22 protein-coding genes are annotated in these 25,880 nt (G+C 53.2%); 8 read left to right on the top strand and 14 right to left on the bottom strand.

Annotation, left to right across the window (positions count from 1 at the left end):
• Nucleotides 1-222 precede the first annotated feature (222 nt).
• Complete coding sequence (gene dsbB, locus SPL01S_RS16010; RefSeq protein WP_004945454.1) at nt 223-753, bottom strand: disulfide bond formation protein DsbB; 531 nt, start codon at nt 751-753, stop codon at nt 223-225.
• Between the two features lie 123 nt (nt 754-876).
• Nucleotides 877-2,448: a sodium/proton antiporter NhaB gene (gene nhaB / locus SPL01S_RS16005; RefSeq protein ID WP_062871060.1), complete on the bottom strand. Its 1,572-nt coding sequence runs from the start codon at nt 2,446-2,448 to the stop codon at nt 877-879.
• Nucleotides 2,449-2,691: 243 nt separating this feature from the next.
• On the opposite strand from nhaB, the gene fadR reads away from it, so the two are divergent.
• Nucleotides 2,692-3,411, top strand: a complete 720-nt coding sequence (gene fadR, locus SPL01S_RS16000; protein ID WP_062871059.1) for a fatty acid metabolism transcriptional regulator FadR — start codon at nt 2,692-2,694, stop codon at nt 3,409-3,411.
• A gap of 443 nt (nt 3,412-3,854) precedes the next feature.
• Here fadR and SPL01S_RS15995 read toward each other — a convergent pair whose 3' ends face one another.
• Nucleotides 3,855-5,819 carry an acyltransferase family protein gene (locus SPL01S_RS15995; RefSeq protein WP_063201185.1) on the bottom strand — a complete coding sequence of 655 codons (1,965 nt, stop codon included), beginning with the start codon at nt 5,817-5,819 and terminating at the stop codon, nt 3,855-3,857.
• Nucleotides 5,820-6,088: 269 nt separating this feature from the next.
• Complete coding sequence (locus SPL01S_RS15990; protein ID WP_004945446.1) at nt 6,089-7,624, bottom strand: SpoVR family protein; 1,536 nt, start codon at nt 7,622-7,624, stop codon at nt 6,089-6,091.
• A 536-nt stretch (nt 7,625-8,160) separates the two neighbouring features.
• Between SPL01S_RS15990 and SPL01S_RS15985 the strand changes: the two genes are divergently transcribed.
• Together SPL01S_RS15985 and dadX are read left to right on the top strand one after the other, a co-directional pair.
• Entirely contained in the window at nt 8,161-9,465 is a 1,305-nt protein-coding gene (locus SPL01S_RS15985; protein WP_063201182.1) for a D-amino acid dehydrogenase, read from the top strand.
• Nucleotides 9,466-9,537: 72 nt separating this feature from the next.
• Nucleotides 9,538-10,611 (top strand): catabolic alanine racemase DadX, encoded by a 1,074-nt coding sequence (gene dadX / locus SPL01S_RS15980; RefSeq protein WP_063201179.1) that lies wholly within the window; start codon nt 9,538-9,540, stop codon nt 10,609-10,611.
• Between the two features lie 3 nt (nt 10,612-10,614).
• Here the strand turns inward: dadX and SPL01S_RS15975 are convergent, their stop codons facing one another.
• The 6 genes from SPL01S_RS15975 to SPL01S_RS15950 all read right to left on the bottom strand — a co-directional run bounded on the left by SPL01S_RS15975 (nt 10,615) and on the right by SPL01S_RS15950 (nt 17,397).
• The gene (locus tag SPL01S_RS15975) at nt 10,615-11,808 is read right to left on the bottom strand and encodes a multidrug effflux MFS transporter (RefSeq protein ID WP_063201176.1); all 1,194 of its coding nucleotides are present in this window, start codon (nt 11,806-11,808) and stop codon (nt 10,615-10,617) included.
• A 110-nt stretch (nt 11,809-11,918) separates the two neighbouring features.
• On the bottom strand, nt 11,919-12,479 hold the full coding sequence (locus SPL01S_RS15970; RefSeq protein ID WP_013813244.1) for a 3'-5' exonuclease: 561 nt from the start codon (nt 12,477-12,479) through the stop codon (nt 11,919-11,921).
• A 62-nt stretch (nt 12,480-12,541) separates the two neighbouring features.
• The gene (locus SPL01S_RS15965; RefSeq protein ID WP_063201172.1) at nt 12,542-14,245 is read right to left on the bottom strand and encodes an ABC transporter permease subunit; all 1,704 of its coding nucleotides are present in this window, start codon (nt 14,243-14,245) and stop codon (nt 12,542-12,544) included.
• A gap of 23 nt (nt 14,246-14,268) precedes the next feature.
• Nucleotides 14,269-15,777, bottom strand: coding sequence for an ABC transporter substrate-binding protein (locus tag SPL01S_RS15960; protein WP_063201169.1), 1,509 nt, complete (start codon nt 15,775-15,777; stop codon nt 14,269-14,271).
• Between the two features lie 24 nt (nt 15,778-15,801).
• Nucleotides 15,802-16,584 carry an ABC transporter ATP-binding protein gene (locus SPL01S_RS15955; RefSeq protein WP_063201166.1) on the bottom strand — a complete coding sequence of 261 codons (783 nt, stop codon included), beginning with the start codon at nt 16,582-16,584 and terminating at the stop codon, nt 15,802-15,804.
• A 3-nt stretch (nt 16,585-16,587) separates the two neighbouring features.
• The gene (locus tag SPL01S_RS15950; RefSeq protein WP_063201162.1) at nt 16,588-17,397 is read right to left on the bottom strand and encodes an ATP-binding cassette domain-containing protein; all 810 of its coding nucleotides are present in this window, start codon (nt 17,395-17,397) and stop codon (nt 16,588-16,590) included.
• A 152-nt stretch (nt 17,398-17,549) separates the two neighbouring features.
• On the opposite strand from SPL01S_RS15950, the gene SPL01S_RS25490 reads away from it, so the two are divergent.
• Nucleotides 17,550-17,705 carry a hypothetical protein gene (locus SPL01S_RS25490; RefSeq protein ID WP_004945427.1) on the top strand — a complete coding sequence of 52 codons (156 nt, stop codon included), beginning with the start codon at nt 17,550-17,552 and terminating at the stop codon, nt 17,703-17,705.
• A gap of 10 nt (nt 17,706-17,715) precedes the next feature.
• Here SPL01S_RS25490 and SPL01S_RS15945 read toward each other — a convergent pair whose 3' ends face one another.
• Nucleotides 17,716-18,048, bottom strand: coding sequence for a hypothetical protein (locus tag SPL01S_RS15945; RefSeq protein ID WP_232245997.1), 333 nt, complete (start codon nt 18,046-18,048; stop codon nt 17,716-17,718).
• Between the two features lie 1,053 nt (nt 18,049-19,101).
• Between SPL01S_RS15945 and SPL01S_RS15940 the strand changes: the two genes are divergently transcribed.
• Nucleotides 19,102-21,219: a TonB-dependent siderophore receptor gene (locus tag SPL01S_RS15940; protein ID WP_062791855.1), complete on the top strand. Its 2,118-nt coding sequence runs from the start codon at nt 19,102-19,104 to the stop codon at nt 21,217-21,219.
• Nucleotides 21,220-21,269: 50 nt separating this feature from the next.
• Here SPL01S_RS15940 and SPL01S_RS24730 read toward each other — a convergent pair whose 3' ends face one another.
• Nucleotides 21,270-21,446 carry a GhoT/OrtT family toxin gene (locus SPL01S_RS24730; RefSeq protein ID WP_004945419.1) on the bottom strand — a complete coding sequence of 59 codons (177 nt, stop codon included), beginning with the start codon at nt 21,444-21,446 and terminating at the stop codon, nt 21,270-21,272.
• Nucleotides 21,447-21,804: 358 nt separating this feature from the next.
• On the opposite strand from SPL01S_RS24730, the gene SPL01S_RS24725 reads away from it, so the two are divergent.
• Both SPL01S_RS24725 and SPL01S_RS15935 read left to right on the top strand, forming a co-directional pair.
• A complete protein-coding gene (locus tag SPL01S_RS24725; protein ID WP_004945416.1) occupies nt 21,805-21,963 on the top strand; it encodes a YqaE/Pmp3 family membrane protein in 159 nt (52 codons plus the stop codon).
• 666 nt (nt 21,964-22,629) lie between these two features.
• Entirely contained in the window at nt 22,630-22,881 is a 252-nt protein-coding gene (locus SPL01S_RS15935) for an alpha/beta hydrolase (protein WP_232245998.1), read from the top strand.
• Between the two features lie 48 nt (nt 22,882-22,929).
• On the opposite strand, the gene SPL01S_RS15930 is transcribed toward SPL01S_RS15935, so the two are convergent.
• Nucleotides 22,930-23,502, bottom strand: a complete 573-nt coding sequence (locus tag SPL01S_RS15930; RefSeq protein ID WP_063201155.1) for a type 1 glutamine amidotransferase family protein — start codon at nt 23,500-23,502, stop codon at nt 22,930-22,932.
• Nucleotides 23,503-24,114: 612 nt separating this feature from the next.
• On the opposite strand from SPL01S_RS15930, the gene SPL01S_RS15925 reads away from it, so the two are divergent.
• Nucleotides 24,115-24,546 carry a GNAT family N-acetyltransferase gene (locus SPL01S_RS15925; RefSeq protein ID WP_063201152.1) on the top strand — a complete coding sequence of 144 codons (432 nt, stop codon included), beginning with the start codon at nt 24,115-24,117 and terminating at the stop codon, nt 24,544-24,546.
• A 28-nt stretch (nt 24,547-24,574) separates the two neighbouring features.
• Here the strand turns inward: SPL01S_RS15925 and SPL01S_RS15920 are convergent, their stop codons facing one another.
• On the bottom strand, nt 24,575-25,846 hold the full coding sequence (locus tag SPL01S_RS15920) for a YeaH/YhbH family protein (RefSeq protein ID WP_006325825.1): 1,272 nt from the start codon (nt 25,844-25,846) through the stop codon (nt 24,575-24,577).
• Between the last annotated feature and the right edge of the window lie 34 nt (nt 25,847-25,880).

The raw sequence follows: 25,880 nt of genomic DNA, 5'->3' as shown, positions 1-25,880 counted from the left end.
GCTTCTTTATCGTCATGATATTAGGTACTTTGACCGCTCTCCCGCCTGGTTTCGAGAGTACAATAATGAAAATGATACGGCTGTTTGCAGTGGCTGGCGCACTGATAGTGCTCGTTTATTACCTTACGCATACTTGACGTCGGGTTATCTCTGAAAATCACAAGCAACCCCATGCAAAACGGCGCCCTGAGGCGCCGTTTTCATTATGTCGTAATGCTGCGCCTAGCGACCGAACAGGTCACGACGACGCGGGCGAACAAACTGAGCGATCAACACGACGATGGCGATCAGCAGATAGGCCGCAAAGATACCTACCAGCCACTGTGGCATTTCCAGCGACAGGAACTGCCATTGGCGCACTGAACAGTCGCCGGAAGCGTGAAATACCGCCGGCAGCCATTTATCCAGTGGCAGCCAGGACGGGAAACTGACGAAGAAATCACAGGTATTAAACGGCGAAGGATGCAGTTGGATCATGGTGTGCTTCCATGCCAGCTGTAAACCTTCCCAGGCACTGTAAATCCACAGCAGGATAGCGACATAGCGCAGCGGCGTTTTCGGCGCGATAGCACCGACCAGCGAGGCGCCCAGAATGCCAAACAGCGCGCAGCGTTCATAGATGCACATCACACAGGGTTGCAGCAGCATTACGTGCTGAAAGTAGAGCGCTACTAATTCCAGCGCCAGCGCAGTCAGGGCCATTAGCAGCCAAGCACCGCGCCCCTGCGAGCAACGGTTAAAGAATTGCAACATATATTTATTCTTCCATGCAGTAAGCAATTGAACCGGCAGTGTAAACCAATTCAACCCCGCTGCCAGCCACCTGGGCCGGATTCAGCACAAAAATAGTCGCCGACAGCAGAGTGGGTTAGCACTTTAATGTGCAGCGGTGTCGATTGAAGGCAACGTCAGCCAGTGCCACTGGGTTAGCAGCTCGGTCATCGGTGCCAGAGTAAACTGTACGCACAGCAGCCCAACCAAGGTTAATACCACAGTATAGGGCAAAGCCATCCACACCATTCGTCCATAGGACAAACGCACCAGCGGCGCCAGTGCAGACGTCAGCAGGAACAAGAATGCCGCCTGACCATTCGGCGTGGCGACAGAAGGCAGGTTGGTTCCTGTATTGATGGCGACTGCCAACATTTCGAATTGCTTCAGGGATATTGCTCCGCTGTTGAATGCGGCGCGCGCCTCATTGATGTAAACCGTGCCGACGAAGACATTGTCGGAGACTGACGACAGCAGGCCGTTAAACAGATAAAACAGCGCCAACTGCGAAGAGGGTTCCGCTTGCAGGACAAACTGGATGATCGGGCTGAACAGATGTTGCTCGATGATCACTGCGACAACGGTGAAAAATACCGTCAACAGGGCGGTAAAGGGCAGCGCTTCCTGGAAAGCCTTGCCGATAGCGTGCTCGTCGGTTACGCCGCACAGGGAGGTAGCGAGAATGATCACCGACAAACCGATCAGGCCAACCTCCGCCAGGTGAAAGGCCAAGGCTATAACCAGCCAAATGCCGATCAGCGCCTGGACCACCAGTTTGACCTGTTCCTGCTTGCTGCGTCCTGCTGCGGCCTGGCGGTCAAACTCTTTCAGCACCTCGCGCACCCGTTCCGGCAGTTTGGCGCCGTAACCGAAAACGCCAAAGCGTTCGAGCAGCAGGCAGAGCAGCAGGCCGCAAACCATCACCGGCAAGGTAACCGGAGCCATTCGCAAGAAGAACTCGGCAAACCCCCAGCCGGCGCTTTTCGCGATAATCAGGTTTTGCGGCTCACCCACCATGGTCATTACGCCGCCCAGTGCGGTGCCGACGCCGGCGTGCATCAGCAAGCTGCGCAAGAAGGCGCGGAACTGCTCCAGCGTTTGCTTGTGATCGTCGCTCGCCAGTTCACTGTCGTCACCGACGTCGGTATGGCCATCTGAGCGGTTAGACGCCACATTGTGGTAGATCGAGTAAAACCCGGTGGCGACGCTGATCACCACAGCGACCACCGTCAGCGCATCGAGGAAGGCGGACAGCAGCGCTGCGGCCAGGCAGAACGCCAGCGAAAGCAGCATTTTAGAGTGAATATTGAGCAGCAGTTTGGTAAACACGAACAGCAGTAACTGCTTCATAAAGTAGATGCCGGCTACCATAAAGATCAACAGCAGCAGCACGTCCAGATTATGGGCAATTTCTTCGCCCACGCGAGCAGGGCTGGTCATGCCAATCAGCACCGCTTCAATCGCCAGCAGGCCGCCCGGCAACAGGGGGTAACACTTCAGCGCCATCGCCAGGGTGAAGATAAACTCTATCACCAACAGCCAACCGGCGATAAAGGGATCGACCAGGAAGAAAACCAATGGATTGACCAATAAGAAAACGACGAGGGTCAATTTATACCAGTCAGGTGATTGCCCGAGAAAGTTCTTCACCAGAGCACTGCGTAGGGTTGTTTCCATTTTGCGTGACATGTCCTGAAAATAAGTGGTTGCATATTACCCTAACAATGTCGCAGGGGCGGAGACAATAGGGCCTTGCTTTACGAAGAGAAATTTCTCCGAAGCGGTGTTTTTGCACAATTTTTGCCACTTTATGCACACTTTCGTTTAATGTTTTTCGCTCACGCTATGTCATGCTGGTGCGATCTGGTATGATCAGCCGATTACTATTACTGATTATCGTCGCAACGGAACGTCAAAAACATGGTCATAAAGGCGCAGAGTCCTGCCGGTTTCGCGGAAGAATACATTATCGAGAGTATCTGGAATAATCGCTTCCCCCCTGGCTCTATTTTGCCCGCGGAGCGTGAGCTTTCGGAACTGATTGGCGTCACTCGCACCACGTTACGTGAAGTTTTACAACGCCTGGCCCGTGATGGCTGGCTGACCATTCAGCATGGCAAACCGACCAAAGTAAACAATTTCTGGGAAACATCCGGCCTCAATATTCTTGAGACCCTGGCGCGCCTCGATCATAAAAGCGTCCCGCAATTGATCGACAATTTGTTGTCGGTGCGCACCAATATCGCCTCGATCTTTATTCGCGCCGCAGTGCGTAATCATCCAGAGCAGGCTCTGGAAGTGCTGGCTAAAGCTACTCAAGTGGAAGATCAGGCAGATGCCTTCAACTGGCTGGATTACGAAATTTTCCGCGGCCTGGCGTTTGCTTCCGGCAACCCGATCTACGGTTTGATCTTCAACGGCCTGAAAGGCTTGTATACTCGCGTTGGCCGTTACTATTTCTCCAACCCGGAATCACGCAAGCTGGCACTGGCCTTCTACAGCAAGCTGTCGACTCTGTGCCATGATAAATCCTACGATCAGGTCATGGATTGCGTGCGGAACTACGGTAAAGACAGCGGTGCCATTTGGCAGAGCATGCAAGGCACCATGCCGAGCGACCTGACCGACGCCCGCCGTTAGTACTCACTCTTGTCCAAAATTGAGTGATTAACTCGTTTTGCTGTAGATTGACACTTTTGATTATCTTCGCGCCCGACGAACCTCGTCGGGCTTTTGTATGCCAGCGATATAGGCGGTTGCCGCGCGTTGTTAATTTTGCTAACTCTTTTACCTTCATGTCGCGCCTGTTCGATGTCGGACGTTGAGTAAAAACTTTGTCTTCAGTATCTTGTCAGCTTTTTATCAGCGCATTCTGATAATCGTCATACCTGTTCGTCCTCGAACGGGTTACTCCATGATATTTATATAGCACCGGATATTCCGTTGAGTATGTTTCATTGAAGAAATGGCTTGATAAATTAATTCAAGATGGTTTTCCTATATTCAGAATGACGGGATGCAGTATTCACGTAGAGATTAAAAAAAAGCCCGATGGGTATATCGGGCGTTAGTGCAATTGTTATCTACAAACCGTGTAAAGCGTATGCGCTTCCTAAATAAGTCAGATGTTGATTGTCATAGTAAAGTGGTCGATTGTTGCTTTTAAATTTGCATCCCGTAACATCACATAAATTCTGTACCGGATTAAATATCTCAATACTGTGGTCATTTGCTACTGATGCTAGCAGTGCGTTGACTTTCTCCTTCGGTAGACGATAGTCAGTTGTTGATTCACTATTCAATGAAACCGGTTGGATCAGCTCATTGATGGTACGGCGTAAGGGGATTTGCTGATTGTCTATCGCCCTGACAACGTTGAATTTCAAGAAAGGAACATCTTTAACCAATATGACCTTTTTACCTGAGTCATTCAGTCTTTGGATAACATTGTTCAACCCTGTGGTCAGTGCGACAATTCCGCTCTGCGTGGAGTTGATTGCTGTATAGTCCCCGTTTTTGTCATTAACACCAGAATCCCAGAATGCGGAGATAACAACGGTTTTAATTTTCTCATTGCGAGTAATAAGTGCTAATACCTTACTATTGTAGGACTCACATTCTGCTGCGTGAGAAGGGTAATCACCCATTGCTTTTGTGGCGCCAAGTAACATGGGGCATGATGCTTTAGTTAATTGGTAAACGGCCATATTAGATTTCTTGGCATATTGGTCAACCCCCCCACGCAGCGCTGCAGCGTGGCTGTCACCAACCAATGCAACGGCATCTTGCCCGGTGTTTGGCACACAGGATTTATCCTTGGAATAAGACGTCGAGCCGTAACCTACCAGGCAGCGATCGGCAATGCGATCCAACTTATCAATTTCTGCCTGTGCTACGGCAGGGTTCACTCGCTGAGGAATACCTTGTAACAGGTAAGCGGCAAAAGTAGGTGAAAGCAAAATAAGTGATGCTGCGACATATCCGAAAATTATTTTGTTATTTGAAAACTTAAATCCCTTACGGAACGGCGTTTCGACAAATAAATAGGACAGGTACGCAATGAAAAGTGCTATGCCTGAAATTATTATTCCACTGTGCATCGGTAGTTGGCCATTTATGCCTAAACGTGCGAAAGACAATAATGGCCAGTGCCACAGGTACCAAGAATAAGATACCAAGCCGATGAATACCATAAATCGATTGCCCAGTAAAAGTGCGCTGATTCGTCCATTTCCAAGGATGATCATCGCAGATCCCAGAACAGGCAATAGAGCGGCATAGCCAGGGAACATCGTGTTTTTATTGAAGGCGACAGCGGAAAATAAAATTAATGATAATCCAATAATTAGTAGAAATTCTTTTTTTAAAATGGATAAGCTGTTGAATCTTCCTTCTTTATGCATTATGGATAGCATAACACCAATTCCAAGTTCCCAGGCTCGAGTAGGTAACATAAAGAAGGAGAATAGTGGGTTTGTTTTGGTCAGGATAACGCAAGCAACAAATGATACAATAGATATTACTGCTATGGAGGCTACGGCTTTTTTATTAAACCTGATAATTACCGATAAAATAATTGGTAGGAAAATATAGAATTGCTCTTCAACCCCCAGAGACCAGGTCATTAATAGTGGGTTTAGCTCGGCATTAGGTGAAAAATAGTTGGTCTTGTGCCAGAGCATAATGTTGGGCACTGATAATATCGTTGAGCCAGAGAATAGGCTAAAATCTTTAAGCTCAAGAGGTGATAGATAAAAGAAAGCGAATACCGAGCAAAAAAACAGCATGACCAATAGTGCTGGAGCAATTCGCTTTATTCTTCGGACATAGAAGCGACTGTAGGAGAAGTTTTTATTATTCAGTTCAGTATAAATGATACCGCCAATCAAAAAACCAGAGATGACAAAAAAAACGTCTACCCCGATAAAACCACCACTCAAAAAACTGACGCCAGAGTGATAAAGAACTACCAACAGTATCGCTACGGCACGTAAGCCATCGATATCTCGTCTATAGCTCTTAACCGTTTCTTTTACTACGTTTTCCATTGAGTCACCTAGATAACCACAGGATTTATAAAAATATTACAATGTAAGTGCTACTTGTAATGAGGACGCAAGGATAGTGCAAGGGCATGTTGGGTTTGTAAAGAAAAAACACTTTTCAGTGATGCTTTAGGATTTTTCCCTCACCATGCAAATTTATTTATCGAAAGTTACGAGTAATTAGTTTCAATGCATAGTGTCTTTGATAAGAGGCTGCGTGAAAGTGTTGGCCACCTCGCAATCACGAAGTGGCCGACCCATAGCATATCTAATCACAGTGGCGCCGGGCGTGGCGGGCAACGATCCAACAACTCGACGCTACCGTCTTCGTTCTGCTGTTCCAGAATAATGTCGAAGCCCCACAGGCGATGCAGATGTTTCATCACTTCGCGACGGCTCTTGTCCAGCGGCGCGCGATCTTGCGGGATGTAGCGCAGCGTCAACGAACGATCGCCGCGTAAATCCACATTCCAAATCTGAATGTTAGGTTCATGGTTGCTCAGGTTATATTGCGCAGACAGCTCTTGGCGAATCGCCCGGTAACCGGCTTCATTGTGAATAGCCGCAATTTCCAGATAGTTATTGCGGTCGTCATCCAGCACGGTGAACAGCCGAAAATCACGCATGATCTTGGGTGACAGGAACTGGCTGATAAAGCTCTCATCCTTGAAGTCGCGCATGGCGAAATGCAAGGTCTCCAGCCAGTCTTTACCGGCGATATCCGGGAACCAGTAACGATCTTCTTCCGTCGGCGATTGGCAAATGCGCTTGATGTCCTGGAACATGGCAAAGCCCAGCGCATAAGGGTTGATGCCGTTGTAGTACGGGCTGTTGTACGGCGGCTGGTACACCACGTTAGTGTGGCTGTGCAGGAATTCCAGCATGAAACGCTCGGTGACCCGGCCTTCGTCGTACAGGTGATTGAGAATGGTATAGTGCCAGAATGTCGCCCAGCCTTCGTTCATCACCTGGGTTTGTTTCTGCGGATAAAAATACTGGCTCACTTTGCGCACGATGCGCAGAACCTCACGCTGCCAAGGCTCAAGCAGTGGCGCATTTTTTTCCATAAAGTAGAGAATGTTTTCCTGAGGTTCGCTCGGATAGCGGCGGGCCTGTTCAGGCGCCTCTTCGCGTTCGACCCGCGGCAGGGTTTTCCACAGCGTATTTACCTGGCTTTGCAGGTACTCCTCACGGCTTTTCTGTCGCGCTTTTTCTTCTATCAGCGAAATTTTCTGCGGCCGTTTGTAACGGTCCACGCCGTAGTTCATCAGCGCATGGCAGGAGTCGAGCAGTTTTTCTACTTCCTCAACGCCGTAACGCTCTTCGCATTGGCTGATGTAATGGCGGGCGAACAGCAGGTAGTCGACGATCGAACTGGCATCGGTCCAACTGCGGAACAGGTAATTATTTTTGAAGAAGGAGTTGTGCCCATAGCAGGCATGCGCCATCACCAGGGCCTGCATGGTGATGGTATTTTCTTCCATCAGATAGGCGATGCAGGGGTTGGAGTTGATAACGATTTCATACGCCAGCCCCTGTTGCCCATGCTTATAGCGCTGCTCGGTTTCAATGAATTTTTTACCGAATGACCAATGGGTATAGTTAATCGGCATGCCCACGCTCGAATAGGCGTCCATCATCTGCTCTGAGGTGATAACCTCGATCTGATGCGGGTAGGTGTCGAGCTTGTAATGTTTGGCTACGCGATCGATGTGCTCCAGATACACCTGCAGCAACTCGAACGTCCAGTCCGGTCCATCGCTCAGACGCTTATCTTCCTTGACCTTATCATGTGTTGAAGTAGTCATCAGCGCACCCTCTTATTACGGACCTTGCTCGAACGGCAGACCCTGTATCAATCGTAGCTCAAACTGCGCGTAGGGAATAATGATATAAAGCGTAAAAATTCAACGATCTGCCTGCAACCTCTCCACAACGGGGAGCCGGGGGGATTTTGCCCTGAGTTTTTTCTGCTATGGCAGACTCGACCATCGGTAAAAGGTTATGGCGATAAAAGGATGCTTTATTGGTTTTTTATTCTGTTTAAATGCGCGTGTTTCGTTTTTATATTCTGTTAAAAGCTTGTTGCGCATCCCGGTTTTTTTTGATGCTATCAATGCTAGCATTGATAGCATATCAGCGGCTGTTGCTCTCTAAAACTGGCCTTGGACGACATCTTATCGCTATTTATAGGTAGGTATTGCAAAAGGCGCGGCCATGAACGATAAATTAATTGTGAATGTTGTCACGTTTGATGACGAAGATGTTGGACGGATTTTTCCACTGAGTTAATTTCCTGTGAGCAGAAGATTATGCTTTGTGAAGCCTTGAGCTGGAGTCAGCGATGCGAGTGGTAATTTTAGGTAGTGGGGTGGTGGGTGTTGCCAGCGCCTGGTATTTGGCGAAGGCCGGTCACGAGGTGACGGTAATCGATCGCCAGCCTGGCCCGGCAATGGAAACCAGCGCGGCGAATGCCGGCCAAATCTCGCCGGGCTATGCGGCTCCGTGGGCTGCGCCGGGTGTGCCGTTGAAAGCCATCAAATGGATGTTCCAACGCCATGCGCCGTTGGCGGTGCGCCTGGATGGCAGCAGTTTCCAGTTGAGCTGGATGTGGCAAATGCTGAAAAACTGCGATACCTCACACTACATGACCAATAAAGGGCGGATGGTGCGGCTGGCGGAATACAGCCGTGACTGCATCAAGGCGCTGCGTCAGGATACCGGCATCCAGTATGAAGGGCGTCAGGGTGGCACGCTGCAGCTGTTTCGCACCCCGCAGCAGTTCGAAAGTGCGGCGAAAGACATTGCCGTGCTGGAGGAGGCGGGCGTGCCCTATAAACTGCTGGAAGCTCACCAACTGGCGACGGTTGAACCTGCACTGGCGCAGGTCGCGCACAAGCTGACCGGCGGTCTGCAATTGCCCAATGATGAAACCGGTGACTGCCAGCTGTTTACTCAGCAACTGGCCAAGTTGGCACAGCAGGCGGGCGTCACCTTCTTGTATAACCGCAGTGTTGATCGTCTGCTGGTCGACGGCGATCAGATCAGCGGTGTGCAGTGCGGTGCAGAAGTGTTCAAGGCTGACAGCTACGTCGTGGCTTTCGGCTCTTACTCCACCGCACTGTTGCGCGATCTGGTCTCGATCCCGGTTTATCCGTTGAAAGGCTATTCACTGACCATTCCTATTACGGATGAAGCTGCGGCGCCGTTCTCGACCGTGCTGGATGAAACCTACAAAATCGCCATTACCCGTTTCGACAAACGCATTCGCGTCGGTGGTATGGCGGAAATTGTCGGTTTTAATACCCAGTTGGAGCCGAAACGTCGGGAAACGCTGGAAATGGTGGTACGCGATCTCTACCCTAACGGCGGGCGGATTGAAGAGGCGACTTTCTGGACCGGTCTGCGTCCGATGACGCCGGACGGCACGCCGATTGTCGGCAAGACTTCGTTGAAAAACCTGTTCCTCAATACCGGGCACGGTACTTTGGGCTGGACCATGGCGTGCGGCTCCGGGCAATTGCTTTCCGATCTGATTTCCGGAATCACGCCGGCTATCCCTTCAGACGATCTGGCGGTGGCGCGATACAGCGCCGACTTTCGCAACGAGCACCCCACACCCTTGAACGATGTGCATCCAGCGCGTTAATCCTCTTAATTTATAATGCTGACGTCACGGGCGCTGGCCCGTGACGTCAACCGCCAGTCCGCAGGAGAATCCATGCCTCGCCCGATTACCGCCACGCTGCATCTTTCCGCTTTTGAAAATAACCTGCAGGTGATTCGTCGTTTCGCCCCCAGCGCCAAAATTTGGTCGGTAGTAAAAGCCAATGCTTATGGCCACGGAATCAAACATGTCTGGCGTAGCCTGGGGCAAACCGACGGTTTCGCCTTGCTGGATCTCGCCGAGGCCATTTTACTGCGAGAGTCCGGCTGGCAAGGGCCGATTCTGCTGCTGGAAGGTTTTTTCAAGCCACAAGATTTGCTCCTGCTCGACCGCTATCGTTTAACTACCTCGGTACACAGCGACTGGCAACTGGCAGCGATAGCGGTAGCCAAACTGTCCGCGCCGCTGGATGTTTATCTGAAAGTGAACAGCGGGATGAATCGCCTGGGCTTTTCCCCGGATCGTTTGCACAGCGTTTGGTTGCAAGCGCGGGAGATGGGCAATATCGCCAGCCTGACGCTGATGAGCCACTTTGCCACCGCCGACGGCCCGCAGGGCGTGGCAGAGCAAATGACTGTCATTGAGGGTGCGGCGGCTGGAATCCCTTTGCCGCGCTGCCTGGCGAACTCCGCCGCTACGTTGTGGCATCCGCAAACTCACGGCAGTTGGGTGCGGCCAGGCATAGTGCTGTATGGCGCATCGCCAAGCGGCCAGTGGCGTGATATCGCCGACAGCGGCTTGCAGGCTACCATGACGTTAAGTAGCGAAATCATTGGCGTTCAGACGTTGAAAAGTGGTGATCGTGTCGGTTATGGCTGGCGTTACAGCGCCAAGACTGCGCAGCGTATCGGCGTAGTGGCCTGCGGTTATGCGGACGGTTATCCTCGCCATGCGCCGAGCGGCACGCCGGTTTGGGTAGATGGCGTGTTGACGCATACGGTGGGCACGGTCTCCATGGATATGCTGGCGGTTGATCTGACGCCCTGTCCAGGCGCTGACATTGGTGCGGAAGTGGAATTGTGGGGGCGGCACCTGCCGGTTGACGATGTCGCCGCAGCGGCAGGCACGTTGGGTTATGAGTTGCTGACGGCGCTGGCCGCGAGAGTGCCAGTCACCGTCGAGGCGTAAACCTCAGGCAATTTTCTTCAACTGACTTTTAATTTGCTTGCTGCGCTGCCGTGCGTGCAGCGCCAGCAAGCAGCCCGCCAGCATGACCAACGCCAGCGACAGCTTCGGTGGCAACGGCATTGCCATTGCCAACAGGCCCAGCGCTGCGCCGCCGGCCATCTGCACAAAGCCCACCAACGCCGAAGCGACGCCGGCTTCATTGGAGTATGGCTCCAGCGCGTAGCTGGTTGCCGGGCCCATCACAAACGCCAGGCCCGCACAGGCGAAGGCGACCGGGAGCATATACGCCAGCCAGTGGGTTTGCGCCGCGCCGGAAAGCAGGCTAACGCCCAATAACAGCCCAATGCAGCCGATCCCCATCAATACTCCGCCGGTCGCCAGGCAAATCGGCCGGCCGACTTTGTGAATAATGCGGTTGGCGAAATAACTCACCAGCATGATCCAAAAGCCGTTGGCGCCAAATACCAGCGAGAACTGCAGCGGCGTCAGCTCGGCGGTGCCCATCAGCACGTTCGGCGCCAGCGAAACATAGGTTAACGCCATTCCCATTGCCCCTGAGTTCACCACGGCGAAGGACAGGAAGTTGCGATCGCTGAGGATGCGTGCATATTGCCGCACCGGCAATCCTTTGACTCTAACGGTATCCGCCGGCCGGGTTTCCGGCAGACGCAGGGCGATCAGTACCAGCACCGCAAGGGCATAGCAAACCAGGAACCAGAACGGGGCGCGCCAGCCGAAAGCTTCCGCCAGCAACCCGCCGAGCAGCGGCGCCAGCGCAGGAATAATATTCAGCGTGCCGTTGAGAAAACCGTAGGCACGTGCAGCGTCGTCGCCGTTCAGTCGGTCACGTACGCCGCTGAACGCCACTACCGCCGTACAACACACTGCAACGCCCTGCAGCAGGCGTGAGGCAACAAACACCGTTGGTGTGGTCGCCAATGCCGCCATTGCCGCGCCGATCATGTAGATAACGACGCCGGCCAATGCGACCGGCTTGCGGCCATAGTTATCCACCAGCGGGCCGGCGATAACCTGCCCCAGGCCCAACACCAGAATGAACAGTGAAATGGTGGACTGAATCAGCGCTTCGCTGCTGTTAAGGCCAAGTGCGATAGCGGGAATGGTCGGCAGATAGAGATCGATGCCCAGCGGGCCGAGCAGCACCAGGCTAAGAAGCAGAAACAGAAATTTTTGCATAACAAAAACAGCACGTCCTAGTGACAAAGAGAGGTAGAGTAGAGATTCTGGCGTCAAATAGAAAGAGGCAAAGCACAAGCGTTCGACGGGCTAATTTTGCCGACCCCCCATTACACGGCAGAGGCTTGGCGATAATAAAGTGCGGAAACCGTATCCGCCACGTAACGCGCCTGGTGTTTGGCGTCGTCCAGCGCCCGATGCGGTGTGCCTTCGAAAGGGCGTTCTTTCTTCGGGTTGAAGCCGTGCAGTTCGGCCAGGGTGATCACCGTACGCACATCCTGCGTGTCCCAAAACTTCCATGGGCAGGGCATTTCCAACTGCTGGAAAGCATGCTCGAGGATCGCGCAATCGAATTCCTTGCCATTCCCCCAGACCTTCACTCTGTCTGTGCTGTTCATATGGATAAAACGGCTCAGGCTGGTCAGTACGCGCTTTAGGCTTTCGGTTCCGGCAAAGGCCAGCTTGCGTGCTTCGTCAGACTGCTTTGCCCACCAGGCCACGGTATCCAGGCTGATGGTTCTGCCAGGCTGATCTTTTTGGCTGCTGACGGCGTTTTCAAATTCCGCGCCGAGCTGGCCGGTCTTGGGATCAAAAAATACGGCGGCAACCACCAGGATCACTGCGCTGGGTTTTATGTCCAGAGTTTCAATGTCTAGCATCAGATGGTGCATTGGCGATCTCCGCAGGCTGAGTCATCGTAGTATGTTACTACAAACCGGGCGAGGATGCGCAGTCAGCCACGGCGCTGGCCTGCGGCATTAGCCAGCGTTACCGCCAACACTGCCAGTAACACCAGGGCGGCCACCGGGGTTACAACGCCCCAGGGCGCTCGTTCGATATAAGGCATGGCTTCGGCCAGCACCAGCCCCCATTCTGCACCCGGCGGCTGAGGCCCCAGGCCGAGGAAACCCAGCGCGGCCAGCGCCAGCGCAATACCCGGCAAGCGAAGCATGGCGTGACGAAGCAACGGCCCGACTAACGCCGGCAGCAGGTAGTGCGTCAGCGTACGCAGGCGGCCTATCCCCAATACGGGGAGCATGCGGATATAGGGCTGCGTACGCGCCTCCGTCAATAACGAGGCACAGTGTGCCGCCAACGGCGCCCAACTGACCAACATCACCGCGCACGCGGCGCCGTAGGCTGAAGGACCTGTAATGGCGATGACCAACAGGCCTGCCATGATGGGGGGCGTGGCGTTGGCCAGTTCAATCACCCCGCACATCAGGCGTGGCATCAACCCAAATAGCATTCCGAGGATCAGTGAAGCGAAGCTGACGCCCAACGCCAGCAGGCTGGTATTCACCGCGCCGTGGGCGACCCGCGCCAGAATGTCCCTGCCGGTGGCGTCGGCGCCAAAGGGTAACGCCAGGCCGGGCGGTTGCAGGCGCATATGCAGGGACGCGAACGGATCGCGGATGATCCCGCTCAGCACCAGTAGGCACAGCAATAGCGCGGCGATTGCGGCGACAAGATAACTGCCTTTGGCGCTGTGCTGGGGTTGCTGCACATTAGGCAGGGACGCGGCGATGCGGCCCAGCAGCAGATAATGCGCTCCCTGCGCCAGGAAACCGGCGCTGAAGGCGATCATCAGCAGAATCAGGATACCGCACTGCAGCGCAGGCAGATCCTGTGCGATGGCGGCGCCTAAGGTCGCCCGACCAAGACCGGGAATGGCAAAGACCTTCTCGACGGCAATGGCACCGCCGGTAAGCCCTACCAGCACCAAACCAATCTGTGGCAACAGGGCGGGCAACGTGCGGCGCAATACCGCCAAGAGACGTTGCCTCCGGGAGATACCGGCAAGACTCCAGGTGATCAACCAGCGTTCAGAAAAGGTTGCGGCCAGCCCGTCGCTGAACAACAGGCCCAACAATCCTCCAGCGGGCAGGCCCAGCGCCAGCGCGGGCAGAACGGCGTGTTGGAGGCTTTGCCAGCCGTAGGGCGGGAACCAGCGCAACCAGACGGCGCCGACAATCAGCAACAGTGCCGCCAGCAAAAATTCCGGCAGGGAGGTCAGCGCTACGGCCAGAACGCCAACAGGGCGCTGACTGTCGCCGCGCATGCCATGCCACAGGGTTGGCAACGCCAACAACAGTGCTACCGACAGCGCCACCGTGAGCGCGCAGGCCATCAGGATCAAAGACACTCCGGCGGCCTGCAGCATGCCTTCCAGCACGGGCTGACCCGAGATCCAGGAGTTACCGGCATCCCCCCGCAATAACCCGGAAAACCACCGGCCAAGCAGTACCAGCGGCCCGTCATCCAAACCGAATCGTTGGCGAATGGCGTTCAGGGCTTCCGGCGTCGCTTCTTGCTCGCTTGAGCGAGCCCGCAGCAGGCTGAGCGCGGGATCGCGGCCGGAAATCCAAGGCATCAGACCAATGAGCAAAATCATTGCCAGTAGGGCAAGCAGGCGTGAGGCGAGTGGCAACAACATCTTTATCGAGCTCTTTATCACGATCAGGGCTGCCCGGCGGAAATAACGCTGCGCGGTGTCACCAGTCGACGTTCACGCGGATCGCGCTCTGCGTGCTGCAGGGTGGCGGCTTCACCCTGGATAACTCTTTCATGCAACAAGGGGATAGCCGCATGCGTGGCGAGGATGAGGCTCTCCGCCTCGATAATCGCCTGGCGTCTTTGCGCGCCGGCCGGGATGGTCGCCGCGTGGGTTAAGGCTTTGTCCACCGCGGGGTCACAGAGTTGAGCGATATTGAACGATCCCCGGCAGGCAAAATCACTGTACATGTAGGCTACCGGATCGCCGGAATCCAACACTGTGGCGCGCGACAAAATGAACGCATCGAATTTGCCCGCCAACGCATCGGCTTCAATGTGGGCGTATTCCCGCACCTCCTGCTTTACTGTAAAACCGGCTGCGCTGAGCTGTTGCGCCAGATAAACCGCGACTTCGGGCAGCTCTGCCCGATCGCTGAAGGTCGCCAGGGTAATGGTTTGGCCTTTCACCGCCGCCGGCGGGATAGCCGGTTGCGGTTGCCGTAATGAGGCGGCCCAGGGCAATGCGGGGCCAAGCAACCCGGTGGCAAGATCGGCACGGCCTTCGTAGACGTTGTCCACTAACTGTTGGCGTTGAACCGCTGCCGCCGCCGCTGCGCGCACCGCAGGATCGCGGAAAGCGCCGACACGAGTATTCAGATACAGCGTATTGGTGCGTGGCATTGGGACTTCGTGGATCAGCCCCGCTTCAATAAGCGGCAACTGCGATACCGGCAAAGCTTCAACCAGATCGGCGCTGCCGGTTCTCAGGGCGGCGGCACGCGCATTGCTGTCCGGCACAAAACTGACGTCGATCCCCGGTGCGGCGGCTTTCTCGCCCCAGTAACCGTCAAAACGATTTAGCCGTGCGCTGCTGGTGCCGTTGATTTCTGTTAACACGAAAGCGCCGGTTCCGGCCTGCAGCGGATTGACCACGCCGTTGGCGGTGTAGGCCCGTTCAGCGAGGATCGCCAGTTGCGGGCTGGACAGCCGTTGCGGAATTAAAGGATCGGGGCGGGCTGTAGCGATCAGCACGGCATTATCGCCTTCGGCGGTGATCGACAGCTCAACGCCGTCCAGAATGCGTGGTTTCGGCGCGGCATTTATCGCCGCTGAAAGTGAACGCACTACGCTTTGCGCCGTCATTACGCTACCGTCGTGGAAACTGACACCTTGACGCAGCACAAAGCGCCAGCGGCGTTCATCGATTTGCTGCCATTCAGTCGCCAGTGCCGGCTCGGCATCACCATTGGCGTTCAGCACCACCAGGGTTTCGGCATTGCTCCAGCGCGAGAGTTTAAAGGCATCGTCGCTCAACGGCGTTAACCCGGAGCGGGGCGGCTGCAGCATGGCCAGCCGGATACGTTTTTCTTCGGCGGCACTTTCTTTTGGTTTTGCAGGTTCAAAGCAACCGCCAAGCAGCAAGCTGCCGGCTAGCAGGCAGCCGGTCGGGCCAATAATACGCGGATTCAACATGCAGAATTCCTCAAGGTCTCAGGGCTAAAAGGGGGGTAATGATGGGATTGCGGCGATCAACGCGCGGGTAGCGACATGCCGGGGCGATTGCAACAGATCGTGGGTTGGGCGATCTTCCACGATGGCACCGTGATCCATCACCAGCGTGCGGTGGCACAAGGCGGCCACCAAGGAAATATCATGGGAGACCAGCAGCATTCCCATCCGTTGCTGACGGGCAATACGATCGAGCAGGTTGATGATCTGCTTGCGCAAGGGCAGATCCAGGCCGCTGACCGGCTCATCGGCCAGTAAAAAACGAGGTTGCAGCGCGATGGCGCGTGCCAGCGCCACCCTCTGTGCCTGCCCGCCGGAAAGTTGGCCCGGCCTGACGTACAGCAGGTGTTCATCCAGTTCGACCTGACGCAGAGCACGCTCTGCAGTGATACCCGGATCCTGCGGCAGACCGAGTTGGCGCAGCGGGGCAATAATCAGTTCGGCGACCGTATGGCGTGGATTGAGCGAGGCGTGGGCGTCTTGCGGGACATACTGCACCAAACGTCGGTACCAACGCAGCCGACGAACGGACGCTGGGCGAATCGCGGTACCCTGGCAGAAGATATGACCGTAATCCGGCGCATCGAGCGCTAGTAGCAGCTTGAGCAAGGTGGATTTGCCTGCGCCGGAGCAGCCAACCAACCCGATGCGTTCTTCGGCATACAGATTCAGATCGGTAGGGCTAAGGCCACCAGACGCCGACGCATATTGCCGACAGACATTCTGCAGGCTGATAAAAGGCAGTGCGGCGTTGACCGGTAGGTGACTCATTGGTTATCCCGCCATACTCATAGAGGAGTCATGACCGAATGCCGGGCGCAGTACCGTGGCAACCAGCCGCTGAGTGTATGGATGTACAGGGTGGCGCAACAGCTGCGCGACAGAGCCGTGCTCGGCTATCGTGCCGTTCGCCAGCACGATGGCTCGTTGGCACAGGCTGGCGGCGACGGCAAGGTCGTGGGTGATAAACAGCAGGGCGGGCGCGGCGGGGCGCTCGGTGTAGCGCCTCAGGATATCGATTAACTGATGCTGGCTGACCATGTCCAGTGCGGTGGTAGGTTCATCCGCTATCAGCAGGCTTTTCTCGCCGCTCAGTGCGAGAGCCGCACAGATCCTCTGACATTGGCCGCCGGACAATTGCCCGGGGTAGCGCATCATGATGCTCTCCGGCGGCAGGCCCAGCGCAGCCAAGAGTTCTGTGGCGCAGCGTTGGGCGTGTTCTTTGTTCATGCCGCTCCGGCCACGCAGAGCCATGATCAATTGCTTACCCACGGTGGTCAGGGGGTTGAGGCTGGTAAAAGGATCTTGAAAAATGGCTGCCAGCGAGAGTGACTTGCGCTGTTGTAAACGTTGGCCGCTGATTTCTCGCCCCAATAGCCGTATCGACCCGCTGAGTTCGGCACCGTTCGGCAGCGTGCCCAAAATGGCAGCGGCGGTGAGTGATTTGCCTGAGCCTGATGCGCCCAGCAGGCATAGCCGTTCGCCGGCATGTAGGGTGAAGTTCAGATCGCTGATTTTGACTTCCCCGTTAATCGACAGTGTCAATTGTTCTACGGTGAGTAACGGCGGGCTTTGGTTTTCCATTAGCGTGTCTGTGTGAAGCGGTTATGATATGTAATAACATAACATTTATTGGCGTGAAATGACCAGCAGATTTCTGAAATACTTTGAAATAGTCTAAAGCAGGGAAATCAAGGTATGATGCTTAAGGTATTGTTGTCAGGTTGGTTCTATCGGTGAGAACGTTGATTTTTATTCTGTGCATGGCCGCCTATGTGCTGGTACTGGGTTACCTTGGTGTTTACGTCACCGATAAACTGTGCGAGCAATCCAGTAACTACACCAAGTTGTGCCGTATGGTTGATATCTCCGAGCCGCATATTCCAAAATAAATGACCGTCGTCAACCCAGATAATCGGTAGTGATCAATGGCGTCAGTATCCCGGATAGGCAGGCTAACGTAGCCCATTGCCGCCAGCCTAATCGCGCCAGCCAATCCTGACGCAACGGCGGCGTTGCGAGTTGTCCCAGAGCAACCGTACCGGTGAACATCACTGTCAGGATCACGAATACCAATCCCCGGCTCCAGGAATTAAATTCGATATGCAATATGTTGGCGTAATAGAGTCGCATCAGAATAAAATAGGCCAGCATTAACCAGGCAAAACGCGTTCGTTTTTTCAGCAATTGGTAGAGTATAAAAGCGATGAACAGGCTGTGACACCATGAGATCATTGGCGATTCAATAGGATGCCTGACGCAGACGTTATACACGGCCAGGTAGATATTAAAGATCAACAGTGTATAGACGGCATATATATACCAACCATAGATGACTTTGAGTTTTTGGGTGTTTGGCGAGATAGGGCAATAGTCCGGTATCATTGGGGCCTCCTGAGCTGGATAGCGTTATAACACCGAAGAGCTAAATGAAAATTAAACGCAAAACGGGCTTTATTTTACCCCCAAACGGGAACTAATCAGCGCCTGCTGGGTCTGTTCAAACGGTAACGTCCAGGGTATTTTCAGCGAAAGAGTAATGACAATACATTGATATGAAAAATTATAAAAACGGTCACTCTACGGTATGTTTACTGGTTGCCACGTTGGGACTTTACTTTTTCCTGCCGCCGACGCTCCTCGCCTTGTTCTGCCAATGGTTTAACTTGAACCCCTTTTTTCTTATTAGATCCTGGCATCTCAATCCCTTCGCTGCTGCACGCGGGATTCCGATCTATCAGACCGTTGTGCCCATATTAGTGCTATGGCTTTCAATCAATGCCCTGGTGGCGGCCATTTTTTTTGCGATATTGGGTTTATATCGTTGGCTTGGCAGGACAAAGCATCGATGAGCCACCCTTGTGCGCTGACAAAAAGGGGTAGATAAAAAGCACTTTACAATAGATAATGATAGTCGTTATCATTTGATGGTCGGTAAGGGTAGAAGGATTGTCTCCTTATGTGCCACCCAAGCCGGCACGACATTGCTCACATTGCTTCCAATCTTTGTTGCCAGCCTCGTGCTGGCATTTTTTTTACTTCTTTTATTTCAGTCTACTAACCCAGCTTACACCCTTGGTTTTTCAGTGACGATGAAACACTTTTCCGGCTCATAAAAAACGTCACCATGCTTGAAACTTTTTGTCAATAAAGATAATAATTATCATTAATATTATCTTTTCATTGGATTCAGTGCGCTGATAGATCCGCTGCAGACGTTGTCAGCCAGCGCTGCTGACAGAGAATCTTATTCGGCGTGATTTTGAGTATTTACCAGGGGTTACAGAGATGTCGATGCATTTTCCGGTTAAACGATCGCGCCTGTTCTGCGCGCTCGCCATGTTCCTGCCACTAACCTCGTTGGCTGAGGATACTTTGGTTGTCACTGCCAAATCTGCCGATACGGCGGAGGCGGCGACGCAGGGCTATCAGGCTACGACCAGCCAGGGTGCGACGAAAACGGACAGACCGTTAGCCCTGACGGCCCAGTCGATCTCGGTAGTGACTCGGCAGCAGATGACCGATCAGAATGCCCAGACGGTTAACGATACGCTGAAATATGCTCCGGGCGTCTTCACCAATTTTTCCGGTGGCGCCACCCGCTATGACACCATTGCATTGCGCGGTTTTCATGGCGGTGACGTCAATAACACTTTCCTCGATGGCCTGCGTCTGTTGAGTGACGGTGGCACTTATAACGCCTTGCAGGTTGATCCCTGGTTCCTGGAACGTGTCGACGTCATCAAAGGACCCTCTTCGGTGATGTATGGGCAAAGCATTCCGGGTGGATTGGTCGCGCTGACATCCAAGCGGCCTCAGTTCGCCACGGAAGGGCACGTTAACCTGATGGCAGGCAACAATAGTACTCAGGGCGGCGCCTTCGATGTGACCGGACCGCTGTCTGAACAGTGGGCTTACAGGCTGACTGGCATGACGCGCAGCAGCGAAACCATGTACGACCATCAGCGTGAAGAACGCTATGCCGTCGCCCCCTCATTACTGTGGCAGCCGGATGAAAATACCTCGCTGTTGCTCAAAGCCTACCTGCAGAAGGATCCTTCCGGCGGTTACCACAGTGCCGTGCCGGCCGATGGCAGCCTCTATTCCAGCTCGGGCGACAAACTGGGGCGCGGATTCTTTGACGGTGAGAGCAGCCGGAATGTGTTCAAGCGCTGGGAGCAAATCTACAGCTATGCTTTCTCCCACAGTTTTAACGACGTCTGGTCTTTCCGTCAGAATGCCAGTTACACCCATTCCAATGTTGAGTTGCAACAGGTGTATCAGATTGGCTGGAATGACGATCACCGTTTGCTGAACCGTTATTACAGCGGTTCTGCCACTTCGCTGGACGCCTTTGCCGTCGATAACCAACTGGAAGCCGATTTTACCACCGGGGCGCTGGATCATAAGGTCATGCTGGGGCTGGACTACCAGCGCTTTCGCAATAATTTGTGGGAAGAATCTGCCGGCGCATCGCAGCTGAATCCTTATACCGGTGTGTCCGGCGGGGCGGCGTTAACCGGCCTGACGCATACCGACTCCAGGCGCCACTACGAGCAGAGCGGCGTATATCTGCAGGATGAAATCAACTTACAGAACTGGTATCTGAACCTGTCCGGCCGCTTCGATCGTATCGAGTCTAAAAATACGACGCTCAATACCGGCACCAGCGATGCGCGCAGCGATGATAATTTCAGCGGCCGTGCCTCCTTGCTGTATCACTTTGATAACGGTCTTTCACCTTACGCCAGCTACAGTACGGCGGTAACGCCTGAGGCGCTGCCCGATCAAAACGGGCACATGCTGAAACCGAGCACCAGTGAGCAGTATGAGGTGGGGTTGAAATATCAGCCGCCAGGCAGTTCATCGATTTACAGCGTGGCATTGTACGATTTGACGCAGAAAGACGTTGCCAACCGGGTGGTGCAGCAAAGTTATTATCTGCCGGCCGGCAAAGTGCATTCGCAGGGGATTGAACTGGAAGCGCGCAGCAAGATCAGCGAACGTTTCGATCTGATTGCCGGCTACAGCTACAACAAGGTGAAGTTTAAAGACGCGATCGATGGCAACAACGGCAATACGCCGTATCTGGCCCCTGACCAAATGGCTTCTCTGTGGGGTAAATACGCGGCCGGATTCGGCGTGGATCTTGGCGCTGGGGTGCGTTATATCGGCAAGCAGTGGGCAGACAATGAAAATACGCTGCGCATTCCTTCGGTGACGCTGGTGGATGCCTCAGTGAGGATGAATTTGGGCAGCGTGAACCCATCAATGAAAGGCGCCTACGTTCAGTTGAACGTCAATAATCTGACCGACAGGAAATACGTCGCGGCCTGTTATGGCACCGGCTATTGCTATTGGGGGGCGGAGCGTTCTGTGGTGGCTACCCTGGGGTACGATTTCTGAGGAAAGGCAGTATCGCCCCGTCGCTTTACCGACGGGGCGGTTTTACATTGCTAGAACAGGGAGAAAAGCAACACCACCGGCAGGCTTAGCGGCCAGGTCAAACCAATCGTCAACGCGCTGATAAAACGAATTTTGATGGTATCCCGGCTGACTAAATAGGTAAAAACCATAGAAACTAAAAGGCCTATTAAATAGAAATATTGTGTCGCAACCCACAGCGGTGACATGAAACCTATCCCAGTTGTATTTTTAAGCCGCGAATTCTAGGGGCTTAATTCCACATAATCAATGCTTATTAGTTGTTTATTTAGTTTATTATTTATAACCACATTATTAATGCTTCTATTAGGCTCTGACGTGCAAGGGACGGCTCCTGTTGGCGATAATGGGAGAAATCAGGACATAGGTTTACCCGCGGGGGAAACTCAGGAATCTTCGTTGGGGGAAATTGTTCGGCGGCCGTATTGGCGAAGCGGAAGAACATAATTCCCCACTGCTCGCGGTTGCCCAATTAATCGGATAATTTGAAAGCCTTTGGCAGATATAATATGTTGGTAGGCCCTGGAGAAAGTGAGGAGAGAGAGTATGAGTTTTTGGCGAATCGTATTTACCATTATTCTACCGCCGCTGGGTGTGTTGCTTGATAAAGGTATCGGCGGGGCTTTTATCCTCAACATTATCCTGACTGTGTTGGGCTATTTCCCTGGATTGATTCATGCCTTCTGGATCCAGACTAAACAGTAGTGGCGCCATCATCTGGCCCAGCCGTTTTGCACTGGGGGACATGTTCATGTAGTCCGAGACTCTCAACCCTGGTATGCGTTCGCATGCCGGGGTTTTTTTACGCCGTTCCGCCGTCTAATAAATGTTGAGGCCGTAGACAAACAACCACGAAAAAAGCATCGCCAACAGACTTACGATGAAAAGGATGGAGATCATTTCCTTCACGTGAAAATTCCCTTTTGATGTTTGATACTTTTACTTCCCATTGTTTTTACATGGGATTTTATATCCTAATGGGTAAAAATCCTAGTTTTAAAGTGGTTTTCATGCTGATTTGAAACTGCGTTTAGGTTTGGTTATGGGAGGTGTCTGCTTGGGCATGTCATCAGACATCTGGGAAATGACGCGGGGTGAATGGAACGTCAGGAGGAGGAGCGGCCAGCCGCGTTAACTATTCGTAGCTATTGCCGGAATCTGCTGGGGTGAACTATATATCATAGGTCTAAACGGCGTTTGACCTTGCACAGGCGGGCCGGTGTAACGCCGTCATCTTAAAGAAGGAATCAGGTATGAATACAAAACCTACAGTAGTCCTGGTGCATGGATTTTTTTGGGGGGGGGCCGCGCACTGGAGTAAGGTGATTGGCGAATTGTCACGTAAAGGTTATCACTCATGAGGCTCTGGTGATGGCGGTGACGCAAAAGGCTCCGCTGGCAAGCACCTTCGGTAACGTTATCAATGAGCCTGCGTGGAAGCACAAACCTTCCTGGTACCAAATTTCCAGCGACGACCGGATGATTTCGCCTGAGAATCAGCAGCGCATGTCGGCTCGGTTGAACGCTAAAAAAGTGATTACATTGAATGCCAGCCATGCGTCGCTTGCCTCGCACCCAAAAGACGTGGTCGCTTTGATTGATGAAGCGGCGAGCACCTCATGAAATATCCTTACCAAGGCCTTGCAACAGCGGTTTTTTGCCGCAGGCCGCTTAAACCGGCTTGCTGTGTTCGGCCGCATGCATCGCCAAATAGGCTTTAAGATTCTCGTCGTTAAAACCAAGCACGCCAAGGATCGCGGCCATAAAGCTGACGGGCGCGGTGCCGGGCGCGGTGACGACGCGTTGATCGGCAACGGCATAAGGCACATCCTGATAGTACGCGGCTCCCGCATAGTTCAGTTGCGACAGATTTTCCGCTGAATTGGAAGTATGGCGGAGATTGTCGAGCACGCCCGACTGTGCCAATACGCGAGTTCCATCGCAAATACCGGCGACGACGATGTTTTTTCGGTGAGCCTCGGCGACCAACGCGGTGATGTCTGGCGCCTGTCCACTTTGCCATGCCGTGCCGCCGCAGACGATCAACAGGTCTACCTCGTCGAGTTCGATGGCTTCAATGGATAGCTGCGGGGTAACAAGCATCCCTCCAGAGGAAACGATGGGGGTGGCTTTGGGCGAAGCAAAACGGGTATCGAAACCGTAATAGCCTCGACAAGTGGAGTTGATCAGAGCGGTTTCCCAATCGGAAAAATTATCGGTAAGAAGCGTTATGGCACGTGTCATTGGCGTGTATTTCCCTATGATGCTGAAAATGGCCCGCGGAATGGTTTGCCGCAGAATTCCAAGCTTAATGGGCGCTACTGTCAATTTCTGGCAGGGGTGATTTTTTCTGGCGTTAAAAAGATCCCGCACGACGGCGGGATTAAGGGATGATAGCCTAGCTATTGGATTTTATTCTGGTTATGAGGTGGTGTGGACCTTCAGAAGGTGACACTAACCCACGTAAACTTTATGGACAAGTGAAAGGTTCAAGGCGCTGCATGTATCAGAATATCCTCAAAGAGGGTTTTACGCGGTGGTGGGCCAGCTTGTAAGCGTTACTGTTAGACCACTTCCTTGTGGATAGTCGTCCTAACGTCGTTTCCGCTTGGTGTTGAAAGTACTTGTTCTTCTTTGCCGCCAATAGAGGACAAAGGAAAATACGACAACTGCCATCAAAACGACGATGATTGCGATTGGAAGTAGTTCCATAGCTCTCACCTAAGATTGCAATTTGGCAATCCATTAAATAGGAATATTCCCAATCTAAGCAATGAGCAACGCGTAAAGAAAACGTAATTAGGAATTACCTCAGCGCTGATTGTGCTAATGGCAAGAAAGACGAGGATGGGAAAAATGATTTTTCGTCTTGCAACAATGCAGGATATTAATGTGTTGATCGGTTTTGATACCCTTGCATCGCATGATCTGCACCGCCACACCGAGATCCGTGAGTGGTGCGAGGCCGGTGTCTGCCATGTTGCAGAGCTTGCTGGCGAAATAGTGGCTTATGGCGTGCTGCACTATCACTTTTACGGTTATGGGTTTATCGACATTCTTATGGTCGATGAGCGGTTCCGACGCAGAGGCGTGGGGCGAAAGTTACTCGAACAATTAAAATCGCTTTGCGAGCGCCCCAAGCTGTTTACCTCAGCTAACGGTTCGAATTTACCCATGAAGAGGCTGTTACTGGAAGCCGGTTTTACTGAGAGCGGTTGTATTGAAAACCTGGATGAAAACGATCCTGAGAGGGTGTTCTTTTTTCCTGTAAAAGGAACAGCCAGCTAACAAGATTAACTGGCTGTTTTAATAAATATTATGCCGTTTGCTTATGGAAAAGCTCGCGGAATACCGGATAAATATCGTCCGGCTCACGGATATGCTGCATGGCAAAGTTATCGAATTTGGCCTGCAGGTCTTCATATTCACGCCACAGCGTCTGGTGGGCACGGCGGGTGATTTCAATGTAGCTGTAATAACGCACCATCGGCAGCAGTTTTTTTGCCAACAGTTCGTGGCACAGCGGTGAGTCATCGGCCCAGTTATCGCCATCCGAGGCTTGTGCGGCATAAATGTTCCATTGAGCCGGGTCGTAACGCTCTTCAACCACTTCATTCATCAGTTTTAGCGCGCTGGAAACGATAGTGCCGCCGGTTTCCTGCGAGTAGAAGAACTCCTGTTCATCCACTTCCTTCGCCTGGGTGTGGTGGCGGATATACACCACGTCGACGTTTTTATAGGTTCTGCTCAGGAACAGATAGAGCAGGATATAGAAACGTTTAGCCATGTCCTTGGTTGCCTGATCCATGGAGCCGGAAACGTCCATCAGACAAAACATTACCGCCTGGCTGGAAGGTTCAGGACGACGTTCATAGTTCTTGTAACGTAAATCAAAAGTATCGATAAAGGGCACGCTTTCGATTTTTTTGCGCAGTTCGGCAATTTCTTTGCGCAGCCGCTCCTCTTCCAGCAATTGCACCGGCTCGGTGTTTTCCAACTGGGTGAGCTCGCCTTCCAGCTCATGCAGGGCACGCCGCTTTCCGGCGGTCATGGCGGTACGTCGCGCCAATGAGTTTTGCAGCGAACGCACCACACTGATATTGGCCGGCACGCCGTTGGCGGTGTAACCGGCCCGATGAGTTTTGTACTCGGTAAGCTGCTTATACTGATTTTTTTTCAGGTTCGGCAGCGCCAAATCTTCAAACAGCAGATCAAGGTATTCGTCTTTGGATATCTGAAAGACGAATTCATCCTCGCCTTCGCCATCCTGGCTGGCGTTTCCCTGACCGCCACCCCCGCCGCTGCCGCCGCCCTGAGGGCGCTCGACACGGTCATTCTGCACAAAATGGTCGTTACCGGGATGAACGCGGTGGCGAGTGCCACCGCGGCCTTGATGAAACATAGGCTCGTTGATATCGCCATTGGGGATTGAAACCGACTCCCCGCTGTCCACGTCGGTGACCGAACGCTTGTTGATGGCTTCGGCAATCGACTGTTTGATTTGCGACTTGTAGCGGCGCAAGAAGCGCTGGCGGTTCACCATGCTCTTGTTTTTGCCGTTAAGCCGTCGGTCAATAAAATACGCCATACTTCCCCCAAACGACGTTGCCAACTTTCTACGC

Source organism: Serratia plymuthica NBRC 102599, from assembly GCF_001590925.1.
In the GTDB taxonomy this organism is placed as follows: Bacteria; Pseudomonadota; Gammaproteobacteria; order Enterobacterales; family Enterobacteriaceae; genus Serratia; species Serratia plymuthica.
The sequence above is the reverse complement of the archived record's forward strand: the minus strand, read 5'-3'. Positions and strand labels throughout refer to the sequence as shown.